The sequence below is a fragment of the uncultured Marinococcus sp. genome, from assembly GCF_947493875.1.
Lineage (GTDB): Bacteria > Bacillota > Bacilli > Bacillales > Marinococcaceae > Marinococcus.
Map to the genome: position 1 here is coordinate 88,709 of NZ_CANLSU010000003.1, position 18,469 is coordinate 107,177.

General features: G+C 44.7%; 21 protein-coding genes. 17 read left to right on the top strand and 4 right to left on the bottom strand.

Annotated features, from left to right (window positions below):
* Positions 1-52: 52 nt before the first annotated feature.
* Positions 53-1,375: an endo-1,4-beta-xylanase gene (locus Q0757_RS06070; protein WP_298785486.1), complete on the top strand. Its 1,323-nt coding sequence runs from the start codon at positions 53-55 to the stop codon at positions 1,373-1,375.
* A gap of 249 nt (positions 1,376-1,624) precedes the next feature.
* On the opposite strand, the gene Q0757_RS06075 is transcribed toward Q0757_RS06070, so the two are convergent.
* The 3 genes from Q0757_RS06075 to Q0757_RS06085 form a co-directional block, all read right to left on the bottom strand.
* On the bottom strand, positions 1,625-1,903 hold the full coding sequence (locus Q0757_RS06075) for a hypothetical protein (protein ID WP_298785487.1): 279 nt from the start codon (positions 1,901-1,903) through the stop codon (positions 1,625-1,627).
* A gap of 170 nt (positions 1,904-2,073) precedes the next feature.
* A complete protein-coding gene (locus Q0757_RS06080; protein WP_298785488.1) occupies positions 2,074-2,988 on the bottom strand; it encodes an ABC transporter permease subunit in 915 nt (304 codons plus the stop codon).
* Entirely contained in the window at positions 2,985-3,854 is an 870-nt protein-coding gene (locus tag Q0757_RS06085) for an ABC transporter permease subunit (protein ID WP_298785489.1), read from the bottom strand. The genes Q0757_RS06080 and Q0757_RS06085 overlap by 4 nt, the downstream gene beginning before the upstream one ends.
* Positions 3,855-4,173: 319 nt before the next feature.
* Between Q0757_RS06085 and Q0757_RS06090 the strand changes: the two genes are divergently transcribed.
* From Q0757_RS06090 to Q0757_RS06165, 16 genes are all read left to right on the top strand, one after another.
* The gene (locus tag Q0757_RS06090; RefSeq protein WP_298785490.1) at positions 4,174-5,220 is read left to right on the top strand and encodes a diguanylate cyclase; all 1,047 of its coding nucleotides are present in this window, start codon (positions 4,174-4,176) and stop codon (positions 5,218-5,220) included.
* Positions 5,221-5,525: 305 nt separating this feature from the next.
* Positions 5,526-5,777: a hypothetical protein gene (locus Q0757_RS06095; RefSeq protein ID WP_298785491.1), complete on the top strand. Its 252-nt coding sequence runs from the start codon at positions 5,526-5,528 to the stop codon at positions 5,775-5,777.
* Positions 5,778-6,114: 337 nt separating this feature from the next.
* Positions 6,115-6,288: a hypothetical protein gene (locus tag Q0757_RS06100; RefSeq protein ID WP_298785492.1), complete on the top strand. Its 174-nt coding sequence runs from the start codon at positions 6,115-6,117 to the stop codon at positions 6,286-6,288.
* A 177-nt stretch (positions 6,289-6,465) separates the two neighbouring features.
* Positions 6,466-6,906, top strand: coding sequence for a hypothetical protein (locus tag Q0757_RS06105; protein ID WP_298785493.1), 441 nt, complete (start codon positions 6,466-6,468; stop codon positions 6,904-6,906).
* A gap of 148 nt (positions 6,907-7,054) precedes the next feature.
* Positions 7,055-7,237 (top strand): hypothetical protein, encoded by a 183-nt coding sequence (locus Q0757_RS06110; protein ID WP_298785494.1) that lies wholly within the window; start codon positions 7,055-7,057, stop codon positions 7,235-7,237.
* Positions 7,238-7,838: 601 nt separating this feature from the next.
* Complete coding sequence (locus Q0757_RS06115; RefSeq protein WP_298785495.1) at positions 7,839-8,015, top strand: hypothetical protein; 177 nt, start codon at positions 7,839-7,841, stop codon at positions 8,013-8,015.
* 188 nt (positions 8,016-8,203) lie between these two features.
* Positions 8,204-8,608, top strand: coding sequence for a hypothetical protein (locus Q0757_RS06120; RefSeq protein ID WP_298785496.1), 405 nt, complete (start codon positions 8,204-8,206; stop codon positions 8,606-8,608).
* Positions 8,609-8,636: 28 nt separating this feature from the next.
* A complete protein-coding gene (locus tag Q0757_RS06125; RefSeq protein WP_298785497.1) occupies positions 8,637-9,887 on the top strand; it encodes an aminopeptidase in 1,251 nt (416 codons plus the stop codon).
* 133 nt (positions 9,888-10,020) lie between these two features.
* Positions 10,021-10,458 (top strand): DUF4064 domain-containing protein, encoded by a 438-nt coding sequence (locus Q0757_RS06130; RefSeq protein ID WP_298785498.1) that lies wholly within the window; start codon positions 10,021-10,023, stop codon positions 10,456-10,458.
* A 139-nt stretch (positions 10,459-10,597) separates the two neighbouring features.
* Positions 10,598-12,967, top strand: coding sequence for an endonuclease (locus tag Q0757_RS06135; protein ID WP_298785499.1), 2,370 nt, complete (start codon positions 10,598-10,600; stop codon positions 12,965-12,967).
* Between the two features lie 35 nt (positions 12,968-13,002).
* Positions 13,003-13,218, top strand: coding sequence for a hypothetical protein (locus Q0757_RS06140; protein WP_298785500.1), 216 nt, complete (start codon positions 13,003-13,005; stop codon positions 13,216-13,218).
* 230 nt (positions 13,219-13,448) lie between these two features.
* Complete coding sequence (locus tag Q0757_RS06145; protein ID WP_366139517.1) at positions 13,449-14,423, top strand: phosphate/phosphite/phosphonate ABC transporter substrate-binding protein; 975 nt, start codon at positions 13,449-13,451, stop codon at positions 14,421-14,423.
* An 80-nt stretch (positions 14,424-14,503) separates the two neighbouring features.
* Positions 14,504-15,298, top strand: coding sequence for a phosphonate ABC transporter ATP-binding protein (gene phnC, locus Q0757_RS06150; RefSeq protein WP_298785501.1), 795 nt, complete (start codon positions 14,504-14,506; stop codon positions 15,296-15,298).
* The gene (gene phnE, locus Q0757_RS06155) at positions 15,295-16,092 is read left to right on the top strand and encodes a phosphonate ABC transporter, permease protein PhnE (protein WP_298785502.1); all 798 of its coding nucleotides are present in this window, start codon (positions 15,295-15,297) and stop codon (positions 16,090-16,092) included. The genes phnC and phnE (Q0757_RS06155) overlap by 4 nt, the downstream gene beginning before the upstream one ends.
* Before the next feature lie 2 nt (positions 16,093-16,094).
* Positions 16,095-16,892 (top strand): phosphonate ABC transporter, permease protein PhnE, encoded by a 798-nt coding sequence (phnE, locus tag Q0757_RS06160; RefSeq protein WP_298786149.1) that lies wholly within the window; start codon positions 16,095-16,097, stop codon positions 16,890-16,892.
* 507 nt (positions 16,893-17,399) lie between these two features.
* Entirely contained in the window at positions 17,400-17,651 is a 252-nt protein-coding gene (locus Q0757_RS06165; protein ID WP_298785503.1) for a hypothetical protein, read from the top strand.
* Between the two features lie 492 nt (positions 17,652-18,143).
* On the opposite strand, the gene Q0757_RS06170 is transcribed toward Q0757_RS06165, so the two are convergent.
* Positions 18,144-18,281, bottom strand: a complete 138-nt coding sequence (locus Q0757_RS06170) for a hypothetical protein (protein WP_298785504.1) — start codon at positions 18,279-18,281, stop codon at positions 18,144-18,146.
* Positions 18,282-18,469 lie beyond the last annotated feature (188 nt).

Sequence of the window (18,469 nt, forward strand, 5' to 3'; positions counted from 1 at the left end):
GGGTCAGATTGTTTCAGTATGAATCCAGGGGTTAACTATTAAGGGGGATATGATGAAAAACAATAAAAAATTTATCGCTTCCGGTGTGGCTGTGGCTTTAATCAGCAGTGGCTGCCCCACTGCTTCTGCTGACGAGGGAGAAAATGTATCGGCACTGGAAGTACCAGCATTAAAGGAAAGCTATAGTGAATATTTTCCAATGGGGGCTGCGGTAGAACCAGAGCATTTAGAAGGAACGCAGGGGGAAATTCTTGAAAAGCATTATAACAGTCTAGTTGCGGAAAACGTGATGAAACCAATCTCCCTTCAGCCGGAAGAAGGGGAATTTAACTGGGAGGAAGCCGATCAAATTGTTGAATTTGCCAACGAGCATGATATGGAGCTTCGCTTCCATACGCTACTGTGGCACCAGCAGGTTCCGGACTGGTTTTTTCTCGATGAAGATGGCAATGAGATGGTAGACGAAACCGATCCCGAGCAGCAGGAAGCAAACAAAGAGCTGCTTTTGCAGAGGCTTGATACGCACATCGAGGCCGTAATGACTCGTTATAAAGATGATATTGATGCCTGGGACGTCGTCAATGAAGTTATTGATCCAAATGCCGAGAATGATGAAGGTCTGCGGGAATCACCGTGGTATCAGATTACAGGAAAAGAATATATTAAAACCGCCTTTGAGTCTGCACGAAAATACGGCGGGGAAGACGCACAGCTGTATATCAACGATTACAATACCAATGAGTCACCGAAAAAAGAGTATTTGTATGATCTCGTCACGGAGCTCCAGGATGAAGGTGTACCAATTGACGGGGTAGGCCACCAAACGCATATTAATGTTTCATGGCCTGAAACTGAAAGCATTGAAGAATCTATTGAGTTATTCACCGATCTTGGCTTAGACAATCAGATTACTGAACTTGATATGAGTGTTTACCCGTACCCTCCGAGTGGTGAATACAAGAGCTATGAGGAAATTCCTGACGAGGTACTGGATCAGCAGGCGGAGCGGTATCAGGATCTGTTTCAGTCATTTACAGATTTAGATGATCAAATCAGTAATGTAACGTTCTGGGGAATTGCTGATAACCATACATGGCTCGACGATCAATTCGAAGACCAGGAGACCCCGGGAAAAGATGCTCCTTTTGTATTTGATATCGATTATGACGTAAAGCCGGCTTACTGGGCATTAGATGAAACTCCTTCCTCACCGGCAGAACTTGAAGACGGTGCTGAAGCTGCAGAATCTGAGGACATGGAGGGCGGAGAACTTCCTGAAACGTCCACCAATCAGCTGTCTTACGTAATCGCTGGGGGACTGCTGACTGTATTTTCGCTTGCTGGACTACTTTATCGGCGTAAGAAAATAGCTTAGAAGGAACATTGGTTTTTACTAGAAATAGATGAAAATATCTAATACGTTTATGTTTGAGTACGGATCCCATTCCGTACTCATTTTATTATGTTTCGCTTTTCCATAAAAATTCTTGAAGGTTTCGAATATAAGCACCATAAAAAGAAACGTAATAAAGAAGAAAGGAACCATTAATTTGGATCGTCCCTTCTTTATTAATATCTTGTTCAACTGTGCAGCGTTCTAATGAAGGGTGTTTAATTACATATGCTACGAAGGCTCTATCTCTTCCCACACCTGCATCAATCGCGGCAGGGGGATGGCTTCAAGAACAACGTGGGTCTGGAGTCCGCGCCGGGAGGAATCGTCCACAGTGTCGAAATGCACAAAGTTTTCTTCGCGGAGAAAATAGAATACATCCTGCAGTTTTTGTTCTTCTTTGGCATTCAGATATAAAAATGCCGGCTCGCCCTGAATTAAGAATGTAGATACCTCTTCGCCGGCGTGTTTGTTTAAGCGGTGAAACGCCTCTTCGAGTTTCCACTTCATAAGAATGCCTCCTTGAGTGATTTATCCTTGTTTGTGAGAATTCTTGTTACGTGTCAGGAATGATTTGGTCACTCCCGTTTGTTGCTATGTTTTCATTATAATGCCGTGAGATGAGTATTTTTTAATAAGAAAATGAGAAATTGATGAGAATTATAGGCGGAATGCTTTCATTACATTATTTTCTTTGTTTCTTTAATCATACAGCTGAGGGCAAGGACAAACAGGCTCATGCCAATCAACGGAACGAGCACAAGCCAGTAAGCGCTGTTCAGCTGTAGAGTGTATTGGTACATGCCAACAAGCGATCCCCAATCATAAACCACGGGGGTTGGAGGGCCGCCGCCCATTCCATATTTAACCTCGGTGCCGCCGTAAAAGAGATTGAAAATGCCGAGGTGAGTCATAATCAGGATAACCTGAATAGCAGTGGCGAACCCCAGCGTAAACAGAGAGACGCGGAGACTGGGAAAAATATGCTTCCAAAATACCTGCCAGGAGGATGCTCCCATTAGACGGGCAGCTACGGCAAATTCCCGTTGATTAATGACGGAGGCTTCGTTGGCAATAAGAATAGCAGGCGCAGGTACGAGCACCAGGCTGATGAATATGGATTCGACGATGAGCCTATAGAGCAGTGACGTAGCAAACCCATCGGGCGACTCCCACAGTAACGGGAAAAGCGCCTGATAAATGATCAATGCGGCTGGCACAAAGTAAAAAATCATAAGGATCTGTTCGATGGCTTTATGTACCCGCCGGTAACGTTTAAGCTGCCCCATCCAGGCCCCGAGTCCAAAAGCAATGATCATGCAAACAATAGTGATAGCAAGCGTTCCAAGCATTGTATACTTTGCGCCCTGAAGCATGTAAAACAAAAGATGATTGCCCGACGAATCCGTTCCGAGTATGGAGTGGTCAAAAGGCGCAAACGGAGGCCCCTGCAGCGTACCGGTATCATCAGTGACAAATGGCGTCCGGGGGATGTGCGAATCGAAAAAGACAGAGTGAATAAAGCTTGCAGCCAGTGTGCCACCAAGGAAAAGAAAGCTGAGCAGCAGCAGTGGTTTCCGTAGGAGCTGTTTCATAGATGCACGCTCTGATTAGTTATTAAATTTGTACTTCCTTCGACGACTTTCAACAATAGATAAATAGGCAGAAAAAAGAGAACAGCTGTCACCAGAAATACTGATGGCTGCGTGAAGGAAAACAGGAATTGCGTCATTCCGGCGTTTTCAAACAAATATTCCACGATTAATAAATTACTAACAAGCATACTGACGACGTATTTTGACCGGTAGGCGACCGATAAAAGTGTATTCCGAAGGATATGCCTCCAAAGAAGGGGCCCTTTAGAAAGTCCCTTGCTGCGGGCGAATTCTACATATAGTTCAGCAGTTTCATTTTCAATTGATTCCATCAGGGCGTGCAGCAAGTATATTGTCGGAACGATTGCTAAAATAAGTACGGGCAGGACAATCGCCGTGGAGTCCCCTGCTCCTGTGAAGCTCAGAAGGGTAAAATGAAACGTTTGAGACAGCCAGATGACCAGCATTTGGGCGGCAAGAATAAAGATGACATCCGGGATGCTTTGTAAAAAAGCAAGGCCTGCATCAATCGCCTTTTTCCCCCGATGAGAAACGTGCTGGAGCCCCAGGGACAGCAGAAATGAGCTTCCAACCGCCAGGGCCCAGGCCGAAATAAATACGGTTATGGACAACGTAAAAGGTTTGAAAACGAAGGGGAAAAGATCACGTTCAACTCCGGAATCCGGATGAACATAGGTAAGATGCTGAAGATTGGTGAGAGGATTCAAAGCCTCTGCCCATGTATGGGAAGAAGGCCAAATGATTCCCTGAGCACTAAAAAATAAAGGAAGAAAACTAACCAGGCCGATACCTAAAAACAAATATAGCACCCGCAGTAATTCCCTGCCGAAAATTTGATAGACCATCATTAACACTCCTCAAATACTTTAAAGTGACTCCTGTATGTAACGAATATTCATTTATTGTAGTATCTATAATGGCCAGGGAGAGGTTTTTTGTCAAATAATGTCTGAAGCTATTGAATGCGTAAAAAATGAACGAAAATCCTGCCAAAAGAAACGCCGTAATACACAGACGGGGTGAAAAATCCATGAGGATGGACGATATAAAGAGTATATGATGTTCGGGAGGAATGCATAATGCCAGCCATTTGCGATAAATGCTTTTTACTTTCAAAAAATAATATAAATTTTTTAAAATACATCATGTCTCCCAAAAGCTTTCATGCAGCGTATGCGTAAGTCGTCGTGGGAAGCACCGGGGTTTGAATATATATTTCGTTTTTTATCGACGGAACGGGAGAGAGCTGTTTTATATACTCTCTATCTGCTGTTTGTAGGTGTTTTATTCTTCGACAGTATCGTAGTGGTGGATTTTCCGTGGCCGGTTCTTATAGCATGGCTAATGTTTATAAGCGCCGGGCTTTATTTGATTCGACGTGGTTTTCAACGCCAGCAGTCCATGCTCTTAACATTCTACGTGATAGGAAGTATGGGCTGGTGGGCGGGAGCTGTCATAGCTACCGGCGGGGTGGTTCATAGTCCACTGGTGCATTACGGACAGGTGTTATGGGTGTTAAGTGCCCTGTCGGCCTCATGGCGCCTGAATGTGGCGGGGGGCACGGTGTTTGCAGCGACCCTCTTAGCTAGCTTGAGTATGTCCATGACCCGCGTCGAAATGCTTGAAGCCGGGGGCGTAGTAGCCATTCACGGGCTGACGCTCGCTTTTGGCTGCCTGGCGGCAGTAGCTGTGCACCGGCACAGGATATGGATTACTCACTGGCAGGAGCAGGCTCATACCGACGATTTGACAGGTCTGGCCAATCGGTCCGGATGGCTGAACTGGTGGAAGCAGAAGGCGCCGACCGACGGATGGATCGGTATAATTGACCTGAATAATTTTAAAACCATGAACGATACGTACGGTCATGAATGCGGGGATCAGGTATTGATGGCAATGGCGGAAGAACTGCAGGCAACACTGCCCCCGGAGTCATCCGCCGCCCGCATTGGTGGGGACGAGTTTATGATTTATCTTCCCTCTCACATGAGCGAAGCCGAGGCGGTGGAGACCGTGCGGCAGTTGGCCCAGAGTGCCGGCCAGACTATGCAGCTGCCGATAACAGCGGCGCTGGGGCTGGCACGGATAACACCGGAGCATTGCGATTTTCAAGAGCTGTACCGGCGGGCCGATGCTCATATGTATCAGCAGAAGCAATCCAAAGCCTCATTTACGATGAATCCTGAGGCACAAAATCGAAAACAAATTTAAAGGGACTGTCCAAAAATTAGGACAGTCCTTTTTCGATTGAAGGTAAGCCCTGTGCTGTAGTTCTGGTTCTACATAAAGTGAAATTTACAAAGCTCTGCAAAAACAATTAAGGAAAAATTAATTCATTTGCATTTATTACATAATATGGGAAAATATTTAAAGGAAGGTTTGAATGCTACAAGCCTATATTAAGGCATAAATAGCAGCCGTGTGAATAGGCATACTGCCTGCTAGCTTTGTATATAGTTCACATAAGGCAATTGTAGAAATTCAATTCAGATAGGTACAGGAAAAGGGTGATTCTCTTGAGTAAATGGGGACCGAATACGTATCAAGATCGCAAGCAACGTCTCGAAGACCCACTGCAGCCCCGAAAAAAGGAGCAAAAGTTCGATAAATTACCTATTGGTGCTTTTTTTCTTATTTTACTGGCCATTTTCGTCGTCTATGGTTTCGTTTCTGCCGTTTTCGGCTACCATAATGAATTTATTGAACAGCTGTTTCATTGGGTGGCTAACGAACTGCTTTCAAGAGGCGGAGGTGATTTGGAAATTTAACCGCAAGAATGCACAGAGAAAACTCTGATACTGTGTTTTATATGCATTTTTATCAAATAATATTTAAATTGCAGGTGTGTTAGCCATGAAATCCTTTATGTATATTTTCAGCATTGTATTAATAGTGTTTGGTTTATTTATATTTGGAAGTACTTTTTTTCCTTTCTTTGATGGTCGGAGCACTATCATGTACAGAATACTGAGCGCGATCATTGTTATAGGAAGTGTTGTAAGAATCGTTCGTTACGAAAAACGGAAAAAATTTATGGAAGCTTGAAAATCTGATTTAAATGCCAGGAAGTTTGTTGATGGATAGGTCATTTAGGAGGGTTTTTGGATGAAATTTGAACGTTTATTGGGGCTGTTCGTTGCCTTGGTGGTGTGTTTAACTGTATTTTCTGTCGACGCCTGGGCATCGCCGCCTTTGGTAATTCTATTGAGTATAGCTGTGGTTGCAGGTGTGGCCGCCACATTTTTGGGACATAAAATCTTTATTCAAAAGAAGACATAAATGAAGAAATAAGAAGCATACAGAGAAACCGGATCATAACGTGGTCAATCCCTTTGTTATGCCTCTTTTTCCATTATAGACCACAATAAAAAAAGGAATTTAAAAATGAAATATACATACAGAATGTATAATGCATTCTCTGACAAAGCGTCACATATCTATCGGGAGGGCGAGTTGGTGGGATTTATTCAAAAGTATTATCCCAATGTTTTGATGAAATTGGTAGAGAACCTCTTTTCGACGACCCTCACAAATCGATACCGGGTGATTAACTCAGAGGGCGTTCTTTTGATGGAAGCAAAAATGCATCAACCGCTTAAAAAACGACAATACGATGTTTACTATTATGGTCAGAATGAAACACAATATGTGCATTTATTGGATAACAAAGCATTTGAACTGGGAGAGAGCACAGCTTTTACCTTTAACAATGAGATATATTATTTATATAAATCAATGTTTGGTTGGGGAGAAATTAAGAACGGCAATCATGCAATTGCCAGATGGAAGGGAACATTAAGCTGGCCGCCAGAGGCCCAGTTTGAACTTCTTGACCAGGAATACGCCCGCGCAGCTTTATTTTTCCTGGGGGTTTTTCATGCCTTTTGTTTTAATTAAGAACGCTGAAGGAATTAATCAAACTGAAAAACCAATAATGTTATATTTTTTTGAGCCAACAGATGTGGAAGAATGATTTTTCTTTGAGGCTATGCTAATTCGCAGACAAAAAACTACCGGTTAAGATATGTAAGGAGCCAGGGGAAATATGCATATAAAAACATTCATTAAAGGCAGCTTATATGTTGTACTTGCACTCTATACGCTCGTGTTTCTGGCCTACAGTATAAAAACGGGGGACTGGAACCTTCTTGTGTATATTTTTGGTCTCATTTTTATGGCAAGCCCTTTTATTGGTATGTACTATGTGTTTTTTCCGCCGAGTCCATAGCTGTTGAAGTTAAAAATATGCCTGGAGGAACATATTCTCCTCCAGGCATATTTTAATTAAGACAGAAACATAAAACCAATCCAAAGAAAAGGCGAGAAGAACAGGGGCAGAGACAGAATAATCAGATGCCTGATCTGCAGTAGGAAAGCCAGGCAGGAAGCGAATAATCCAAAAAGCAAAACGAAAACAAAGCGCCCAGAAAGCCGAATGCTTCTTGATACATAGAAAAAATATCGTTGTTTTGAATGAAATCTCCATTTAGAGGTGAAAACACGGGGAGAAGCAATAAAATTCCAATAATAATAAAAATCCAATTCGTAACGTAAGCAATTTTATGGAGAATCATGGGAACTTCTGGAGTTTTGACATTGACAATGACGATTGTTTTTTATTATTCCAAGTCAGCGTTTTCTCCTCAAGAATATTAAACATAGAGAAGAAGATATAACCTGAATTCTCCATTTAAGCGTAACACTTCTTCTTGAAAATAATGTAAATCACAACTAAACTAAAGTCAATTCAAGCTCATTCTAATGTCCATATCATCGAAAAGATACTGAATAAACAGCTCAAAAACCGGTAGGGAGAAAGGGGGCAGGACATGAAGACAGTGCTCAAGCGTTCGGCATGGATAGTATTAAGCGTTTATACGATTTTATTTATTGCTGCTGGAGTTAGGACCGGGGAATGGAATATTCTCGTTTTTATAGGAGGTTTTATTATCCTTGGCGGTGGTTTTTTAGGATCTTATTATAAAAATTATCCTCCAAAAGCTTAAGACCATATTTTGAAAGCGACTTCCGTTCTGCGTGTTTGGATAATTTTATTAGGTTTACACAGATAATTTAAAAAGTAGGCATTTTTCAAGAAACTTTTATCATCACCATTTTCCTTATCTGAGAAACGATTTTTCCTTTTATTGGGTAATATTATGCAGGAGATATGAAAAGGAGAAGGGAGGTAGTCATGAGTGAAAATTGGTGGTTTCTTTTAGAGCTTGTTTTAAGCCTGGGATTGATTCTTGGCGGCGTCGCTCTGATTGCCACGCTGGCCCGAAGATGGTATAGGAAGCGCAATGGTCACGAACGTTCTGAACGCTACGCGAATGATATGCATCGAAGGATAACCCTTTGGTTTTCCGTCCTTATGGTTCCCTTTTTGTTTATCATTAATCTGGAAAGGGTTCCAGGCCATCTCATCCTTCTTGTGGTTATTTTTCCTCTTTTTTTGCTGTACATGGCTATCAGTACCTACTTATGGAAACAGGAGAGCAACAATAAAGATAATTATTTGTATGATTGGTGGGGGGTGGGCGCAACGGTTGCTTGGCTAATGCTTGTTATGCTTGGTTATCAATGGTGGGGGATGTAACAGTTTTTATGAAAAGGAGTGAGGGATAATGGACGATAGCAAAGAGCTTATCAGCGACGAATCATTAAAAAAATATGCCGAGCTTTCGATACGAATGGGAATCAATGTACAGAAGAATCAATTAGTAGTGATACATAGTGATATCAAGCATGCCGCTTTTGCGCGTCTTGTCCAAATGGCAGCCTACGAAGCGGGGGCTTCCAGTGTAGTGATGGACTGGAGGGATGAGTGGTCGGCCCGGGCCTTTTATCTTCATGCTGCGGAAGAAGCTATCGATCACTTTCCTGATTGGAAGCAGGCTCGCGTGAACGAATGGGACAATGCGGGGGCCGCCTACATTCATCTCATCTCTGAAAGCTTCGATGTCTTTGCGGATATTTCCCCTGAACGAATCAGTCGCTTTCAACAGGCTTATCGCAGCAAACTGGAGAGATATTACGCAAAGATGAGATCCCACGAGGCACGCTGGTGTCTGTTGGCTGTTCCGTCCTTCGCCTGGGCGGCGAAAGTATTTCCCCATCTAAGGAAAGAAGAAGCGCTGCAATCGTTATGGCAGGTCGTCTTACACGGAGCGCGTGCCGATGGAAGCCATCCCATCGAAGAGTGGGAAAACCATGACAGAGACTTCGAGTCCCGGAAAAGGTTTCTCAACAATCGACAGTTTGACGCTTTGCATTTTACTAATAACCAGGGAACCGATTTGATCGTCGGCATGCCGGAAAATCACGCTTTTCTCGGCGGTGGAGTGACAGACACCGAGGGAGTTCCATTTTTTCCGAACATTCCTACGGAGGAAATATTTTCAGCTCCCCATAAACATGAGGTCAATGGCAGGATCGTAGCTACAAAACCGCTCGTGCACGAGGGAAGGATCATCCAGGATATTTCCCTCACCTTTCAAGATGGGCGAATCACGTCCTATGCTGCGGCCACTGGCCAGGAACCATTACAGCATCTCATTGAAACCGACGAAGGTGCTCGGCATTTAGGGGAGATTGCGCTGGTTTCGAGTCATTCGCCTCTTGCTCAAACAGATATGCTTTTCTATAATACCCTGTTTGATGAGAACATGGCTTGTCATGTTGGCCTCGGTAACGCCTCCCCCTCCAACCTTCAACACGGCAGCAGCCTATCGGAGCAAGCGTTGGAGGCAGCAGGACTGAATACATCCCTTTTGTCGGTCAATATCGCCTTTGGCACAGAAGATATGAAGGTGACGGGTGTCGAAAAAGACGGGCAGGAAACTGTATTAATGAATGACGGGGATTTTCAATTCTAATTCAAAGAGTTAGATGGAAGTAATGTTCCTCAGCAAGTAATGCTTCTGCGTTAAACACATAAAATAAAATTAGCATTAAGAATTTTACTGAGAAGCTTCAAAATTCTTTCCTGCAATAGAGGAGGAACAATGAATGAGACGTTCTTTTAATACTGTTCGTTTGTTATCTTCAGCAGCTGTTGCTGTGTTATTTTACGTGGCCTTTGTCCTTTTAACGTTAGAACCTTTAGCCAAAAATACATATGCTCGATCTTTAGCGGTGGAAGCACGGATGCTGGATCCAAAAATTCAGCGTGCTCAAGCTAATGGAACGCTGGAAGTGTCTCATAGTCAATTTGCCACGGACTTTTTAGAAACGGTGAACCATTATAAATATATTCCCATAGGTATTGTTTTTGTCTCTATCATCGTCACCCTTGTGGGATTATGGACGGCCAAATATAATCATCGAATGTCTGCAAATATATTTATGTTTGCTTCGCTCCTTTCGTTATTAACTGTTCTCCCAGCTATCCTCCAAGCTATTTCAGGATATCTCATGTTTAAGAAAGCGAAAATAGACTCCCTCTAAAGGGAGGGGCAATTAATTCCTTTCGATCAAGTATCAAAGCTTTAGTTTAAAAACCAAAAAATTTTAATCTGGCTTTACAGGAAATTAATTCCTCCTTTAAGTTTCTTTAGTATGGTTGCTAAAGAAGGGGGGCATACATATGAATAAACGATTAGTGTATCCCGTATCATTGACTGTCGTGGCAGGAGGTTTAATTTTAGGCGGAGCCACGTCCGCCGAAGCAGAAGGACCCGCAGACCCTGCGCCGGAGCTTTTGCCGGAGAATCCTAATGGAGAAAAGGTACTCTTCGACAATTCGCATGGCCAGACAGCCGGTGCAGCTGACTGGGTGATCGATGGAGCGTTTTCCGATTTCGGGGAAGCCCTGCAGGACGAAGGCTACGAAGTCCGGGAGCTTCGACAGGAGGATCCCATTTCCCTTGGCGATTTAAGTGCTTATGATGTGTTTGTGATGCCAGAAGCAAATATACCGCTAAAGACGTCCGAACAACAAGCACTTGAGCAATACGCCGAGCAGGGGGGCAGTATTTTCTTTATTTCGGATCATTATAATGCCGACCGCAATAAAAACCGTTGGGATTCGTCGGAAATCATGAATGGGTATCGCCGGGGAGCTTTTAACGAACCGACAAAAGGAATGAGTGAAGACGAAGCTGCGTCAGAGTCGATGCAGGGCGTTGAAAGTTCAGACTGGCTTTCAGAAGAATTTGGCGTCCGTTTCCGCTATAATTCCCCTGGGACCGTTACCGCTGACCAGGTGGTGTCTCCGGAGGAATCGTTTGGTATTACCGAAGGGATCGATGAAGTAGCGATGCATGCAGGCTCTACGGTGGCCATTACGGATCCGGAGCTTGCAAAGGGCATTGTCTATCTACCTGATAACCTGACAGAAGCCGATAAGTGGGGGCCTTCCGTCGACGAAGGTATCTATCACGGAGGCGGCATAGAGGAAGGACCATTCGTGGCAGTTTCTAAAAAAGAACAGGGCAAAGCAGCCTTTATCGGAGACTCCTCCCCGGTCGAAGATGCAACACCGAAGTACAAACGGGAAGAGACGGGGGATACGAAGCGTACGTACGACGGGTTCACGGAAGCCGACGATGCAGAGTTGCTTGTACAGACAGTCGATTGGCTGGCTGAACAGGAAAGCTATACGTCTTTGAACGAAACAGATGTATCCTTGGATGAGCCGTCCCCGATACTGGAAAAAGAAAAACCGCAGCAGTCCACGCAGCCAGAGCCAGAACCGTGGAGCCAGCCGGCCGATGGTTATCTCTGGTATGATCCGGATACGTTTGCTCCTGGTTCCTATGGTTCAGATGAAGCGCCAGTGGAAGATCCTTCATATACATTTAATCATTTGTCGCCGTTGCCGACTGGAGATAGCTTTACAGTAGAAGTAGAGGTAGATAATGTCGAGCCGGGAGAGACGGTATCCGGTCTCAGCCTGGGCATTTATTTAGACGGGGGCCAACAGGTGGCCCAGGTACAAAATGAGGACGGCAGCTGGCCATCGGATTATGGCTACAGTGAAGCATTCTCGATCACCGCAGATGAAAATGGGGTGGCAAAGACAGCGTTAACCATTCGTACTGCAGAGCATACCGCAGAGAATGCCCATATGCGCATCCGGCAAAATGGAAACAATAAATACACCGAATCAGTCGATTTCAACAGTGCCTCAGAGGAAAATCCGGAAGAGGAAACGGAGTCCGTTCCGATTTCGAATGCCCGAAATGCAGCGGATGGAGAAACCGTGACCGTCGAAGGAACGATTACGACAGACCCGGGGCTGTATGGTTCCAACGGGTTCTATCTTCAGGATGAAAGTGCCGGCATTTACGTCTATCAAAGCAGCGGGGAGTGGAAGCGAGGCGACCGTGTCGCCATCACGGCTCCCGTAACAACCTATAACACGGAAAAGGAACTGATAGATCCGGTTGCGATTGAAAAACTGGGTACAGAAGAGGTGCCCGGAGCACAAACTGTGACAACGGTTGGAGAAGAAAATCAGGGAGAACGAGTGAAGCTTCAGAACGGCACCATTTCAAACATCGAACAGGCCGGCAATTCGTTTGAATTTACCCTTGAGCATGATAATACCGAAACGCTTATTCGCGTCGACGGGCGGACAGGCTACAGTTATTCCGACTTTAACGAAGCTTATTCAAACGGGGATACGGTAGACGTAACAGGCATTTCATCCATTTACCAGGGCACGTATCAGGTGAAGCCAACAACCGAAGCGGACGTTCAGCAGGCGAAGGAGCAAGACACTGTCGCACCAGAAATTTCGGGGCTGTCAGACAGCCGGTTTTCTGTCACAGAAGCCTGGGCCCCGAAAGCTGAAATCACAGACAACAGCGGGTCTTCCGTATCTGTTGAATATGCCTTGGGGGACTGGAGAGGCGAAGTACTGCCTCCATTGACAGCTCTTCCCGGAGAGCATGAACTGACGGTAACCGCAGTGGATGCGGCCGGTAATGAAGCAGAAAAGTTTATCCCGTAGAAGCCCTTCTTGATACGGAGGACCTGGATGATTTAATGACTGAGGCTGACTCGAAAAATTGGATCACTGATGAAAAAGCACTTCAGCAATTAATGAAGCGGGCAGAAAAAGTCCAGCAGGCGCCGAATCATCAAGCCGCAGCTGGAAAATGGCAGGCAACTGTCAACTACGCTTCAGCAAAAGAAGGAAAAACGGTGACCAATCATTTGCTCACCTATATGAGCAGCTACGACGTTAGTCATGGAAAGTAAAAAATGGAAGTAATCAAGGATCAGGGGAATGGCAACAATCCTCTGATCCTTTTTTTGGTGATTACTGTTATCATGAACAGAAAATGTAAATAGTTTATTCAAATAGTCTTAAGCTTTTGTAAATATAGCCAATAACTTCCAAAAAACATTTATACTGAACGATGTGTTGGAAAAACCACTGGATTTTTCTGAACTCGCAAAAAGATACATAACACATGGGAGGAATTTTCATGAAAAAGCAATGGATGGCAGGATTTACACTGGCTTCAGCTGTTATGGTGACAGCAGCCTGCGGATCTTCGGGCGGAGGAGAAGAAAGCGAAGGCAGTGAAGGAAATACAAGCGCCTCCGGTTCTGGAGGAAATTCCTCGGAGGAGCTTGAAGAACTTCGGGTTCAGTTCGTTCCTTCCCAGGATGCGGATACGCTTGAAGCGAAAGCCAAGCCACTTGAGGATCTTCTTGGTGAAGAGCTGGGTATCCCCGTAGAGGTAAGTGTCTCTACAGACTACAATTCCATCGTTGAAGCCATGAATTCTGATCAGGTGGATGTGGGCTTTCTCCCTCCTACAGCGTACGTACTTGCCCATGAGCAGGAAGCGGCAGATGTGCTTCTGCAAGCACAGCGTTACGGAGTGAACGACGACGGAGCAGAGACCGATGAGCTGGTGGATTACTACCTTTCCCAGTTTGTAGTCGATGCAGACAGCGATATGGAAAGCATTGAAGACTTGAAAGGAAAACGAGTGGCGTATCAAAATACCACAAGCTCTGCCGGTTTTGTATGGCCGGCTGCTGAAATGATGGATGCGGGCCTGAAGCCGCTCGAGGATGTAGAGCCGGTAACGGTGACCGGACATGATCAGGCCATTGTATCGCTTTTAAACGACGACGTGGATGCAGCGGTCACGTTCCAGGATGCGCGCAACACCGTATCGGAAGACTATGAATCCGTATTTGAGGACACAAAAATTCTGGAATACACTGAAAAAATTCCAAACGATACCGTGTCAATTCGGCCGGAAATTGAAGGCGACATAAGACAGGATATTGCTGACGCCTTTATTTCTCTCGGCGAGAATGACGAAAGCCAGGAAATCATACGAGATATTTATTCTCATGAAGGCTATGTCGAATCCGAGGACAGTAATTTTGACGTCGTCCGCGAGTATGAGGATAAAGTATCCGGCCTTACGGGCAACGAATAAACAGAAGACACAGATAGTGTCTGCAGCGAGGGGCTGTCTGTCCGGGCAGTCTCTTTTTGTTATTAAAAGGGGAGGCATACATGATTACGTTCAAGCAGGTATCAAAACAATATAAAAATGGAACCAAAGCACTGAACAATGTTGATTTGACCATCGAACAGGGCGAATTTGTCGTGATTGTTGGACTCTCGGGAGCCGGAAAGTCCACCCTTCTCCGGACAATAAATCGGCTGCATGATGTAACGGAAGGAACCGTGGAGATTGACGGCGTAGCGATCACGGAAGCGAGGGGCAAGAAACTATACACTCTCCGCCGGGATGTGGGGATGATTTTTCAGCAGTTTAATATCGTTAAGCGTTCAAGCGTATTAAAAAACGTACTGGCCGGACGGGTTGGGTATCATTCCACCCTTCGAATGATCCTCGGCCTGTTTCCCAAAGAGGATAAAGGTATCGCATTTGAAGCTTTGCGCCGCGTAAATCTGCTGGATAAAGCGTACGTCCGGGCGGATCAGCTCTCCGGCGGCCAGCAGCAGCGGGTCTCCATTGCAAGGGCGCTTGCTCAGGAACCGAAAATCTTTTTGGCCGATGAGCCGGTAGCATCGCTGGATCCGTTAACGACGAAGCAGGTGATGGATGATCTGCAGCGGATCAATCGGGATCTTGGTATTACGATGGTGGTAAATCTGCATTCGATGGAAATAGCACGAAGGTACGCGACAAGAATTATTGGCCTGAAGGCGGGAGAAGTTGTGTTTGATGGGCCGATTGAAGAAGCAACGCCGAAGCGGTTTATGGGCATATACGGAGAATCTCTGGAAGACGAGGACCAAAAGCAGAACAGTGACCATGAACAGAAGGAGGCTGTTCAATGAGCACCTCAACGATTCAGGCACACGACATTCCCAAGCCACCGTCCAGGCTGAAGCACCTGTTGACAGCAGCCCTGATCATTTTGATTTTAATGGGAAGCGCCTGGCAGGTGGAATTTTCGTTTGCGGAGCTGTGGTCAGGCATTCCAAACATTGGTGATCTGCTCGTACAGATGTGGCCGCCAGAGCCTTCGTACATCGCCAATGTTATAACACCGATTTTCGAAACCATTCGCATGGCTTTGCTGGGGACTACTTTTGGGGCCATTCTGGCTCTGCCCATAGCCCTGCTTTCGGCCAGAAATGTTTTTTCCTCCGGTTGGATTACGCTGCCGGCACGGATGGTGATGAATTTAATTCGTACGATGCCTGACCTTCTTTTGGCGGCTCTGTTTGTTGCCGTTTTTGGCATTGGCCCGGTTTCCGGGGTTTTTGCATTAACGTTTTTCTCGCTTGGCATCATTTCCAAGCTGATCTATGAAACGATTGAATCGGTGGACCAGGCGCCACTCGAAGCGATGACTGCCGTAGGGGCCAATAAAATCGTATGGATTGCCTTTGGGGTTTTCCCGCAGATTGCCGCTTCTTTTTTATCGTACACTTTGTATTCGCTTGAAGTAAACGTACGCGCGGCTGCTATCCTCGGCCTGGTTGGGGCCGGCGGTATTGGTTTGTACTACGAAAGCACCCTTGGATTCTTCCAGTACGGCCGGGTGGCTACCATTATTTTATTAACCCTTCTCGTCGTTATGTTGATTGACTACTTAAGCACGAAAGGCAGGGAACGTCTGGCATGACAATGCAAACCGATTGGCCAGCGCCGCCAAAGCAAAACAAATGGAAGCTGTACGCTGGGTTCATTCTTCTGGCTCTTCTATACATCTGGGCTTTTGCGGGCCTCCCGCTGCTTGAAATCAAAGAAACGTTTGTCGAAATTATCGGCTCCATTATCGCCGGGATTTTTTCACCGGACTGGGGCTATGTGTATGATCCTGCCGGGGAAGATCTCATTCGAGGGCTGCTGGATACGCTTGCGATTGCGCTTTTGGGAACGGCCATTGCCGCTTTTTTTTGTCTGCCATTCGCCTTACTGGCAGCCCGGACCATCATGCGAATCAAACCGGTTTCCGGTTCATCAAAGTTCGTGCTCACATTCATTCGTGTGTTCCCGGAAATCGTTCTCGCCCTCTTGTTTATTAAAGCAGTAGGACCAGGTGCCTTTGCCGGTGTACTCGCTCTCGGTATCGGGACAATCGGATCGCTTGGTAAATTGTTTAGTGAGGACATTGAAACGGCGGATTTGGCCGCCCGGGAAGCCTTAATGGCTACAGGAGCCAATCACGGAAAAACACTTTGGTTCGCCGTGCTGCCACAGGTGCTCCCCAGCTACTTTTCATTCGTCCTGTATCGGCTTGAAATCAATCTCCGGGCTGCGACGGTACTTGGAGTTATCGGTGCTGGCGGCATTGGCACTCCGCTGATATTTGCTCTTCAGACCCGTGACTGGGAACGGGTAGGCATTATTCTACTTGGGATCATCGTGATGGTTACAATTGTGGACATTGTCTCTGGAAAGATCCGGGCCCGTTTAACATAAAATAATACACCGGATGAAAGCCATCTTCACAATGAAATACCACTTGAAAGCATCAATCGGTCTGTACTAAAAATCGAATGATACTCCTTATAAGTAGAAGCTGGGGGAATATTCCCTGGCTTTTTTCTTCATGGTTTAAACTTTTATTCGCAAATGATATTCAATCGAAAAGCATCCCCTTCGCCAATATCACCATTCTTAGAAATATCTCCTTGCTTGAAGCATATATAATTGCAGAGGCGATGCCCGTCGGAAGAAAAGGATCGATTTTCTTCTCTTTTATTAGAAATGATTATTATACGATTTCTTAGAATAATACGAGAAAATTTAAGCTTTTGCTTTTTTCATGTATGATGGATTTATTAGAAAAAGGGATTATTTTACATATTTTCACCGGGTAGGAGGAAGGACCATGAAACCATGGAAAGAAAAAAGGATGATCGACATTAAAGCAGTTTTCTTAATCAAGATCAAACGATAAAAGTAAGAGCAAGTCGGAGGGATATAATGGAAGAATCGAGAGGTTTTTATCTTATTATTTTTTGGTTGCTATTTATCTCCGGGCTGGCTTCCTATTATTATGCCTTCGTCGATTACGGATTTATCATTACTGTCGGCGTAACATTTTTTACTGGGCTGTTAGCAACTCTGGCTGCCTTTGCTATTAATAACCGTTTACTAATGGGGCTGGGCATTTTATTAGCGAGCAGTACCATTATTTTTATAGGGATTTTATTTCTTTCAGACGTATTTTTTTAGAATCTGGGATAAACGCTTTTCTTCTAAATGATTAATTGGGGGAGGCGTAGTATGTAGTCATTTAAAACTTGAAGCTCCTCCCGATAAGCACAATGATGTAAATGATCATCGGTAACGTCGACATGATGAATATTTCTGGTGAAATAGAAAACGGGAAGCTACAAGTGAAAAAGCGAGATCGAGAAATAGAACTTAGGGAGAAACTATTCCTTAGAGGGATAAAGAATAGACATTAATACAAAAAAGGTGTAAAAAAGCACACCAGCTTGAGCGAAAAAGATAGCCGAAAAGCCGAGATGAGGGATGATAAAACCAGCTGAAAAGCAAAAGATGGATAACATTCCTAGTAGAAGTGTTAGAAGGAAATATCTTCGACTCATTTTGGAAGCATTTTTTATAAAAAAGATAATTCCTGTGGCAATAAAAGCCATGATGATGAGGAACAAAACATAGAAATAGAAGATATTATCTCCCTTCAATCCATTAATTTGATCAATCAAACTGCAAAAGAATAGCTAACAGGAGAAAAGGCGAAATGGATAATAAAAGAGAAAAAAACATCAGGTAATAGCTTCGCAGCGTATAGGCTAAAACAAAGGCCATTAAACCAACGATGGGTAATAAGCTCATCAGATGAAAGAAATTGTAGAAAAGATTCCCGCTCAGAGGTGCAGGCAAAAAAACCGGAGGATAGGATAAAAATCCAACAAGGATGACTGTTAGACACATGACATGCATGATTCTTCGAGCGTTCATCTTTACCTCTTGAGAGTTTGACATAAAAAATGAATTGGCTTGGTAATTTAATAAAACAATAG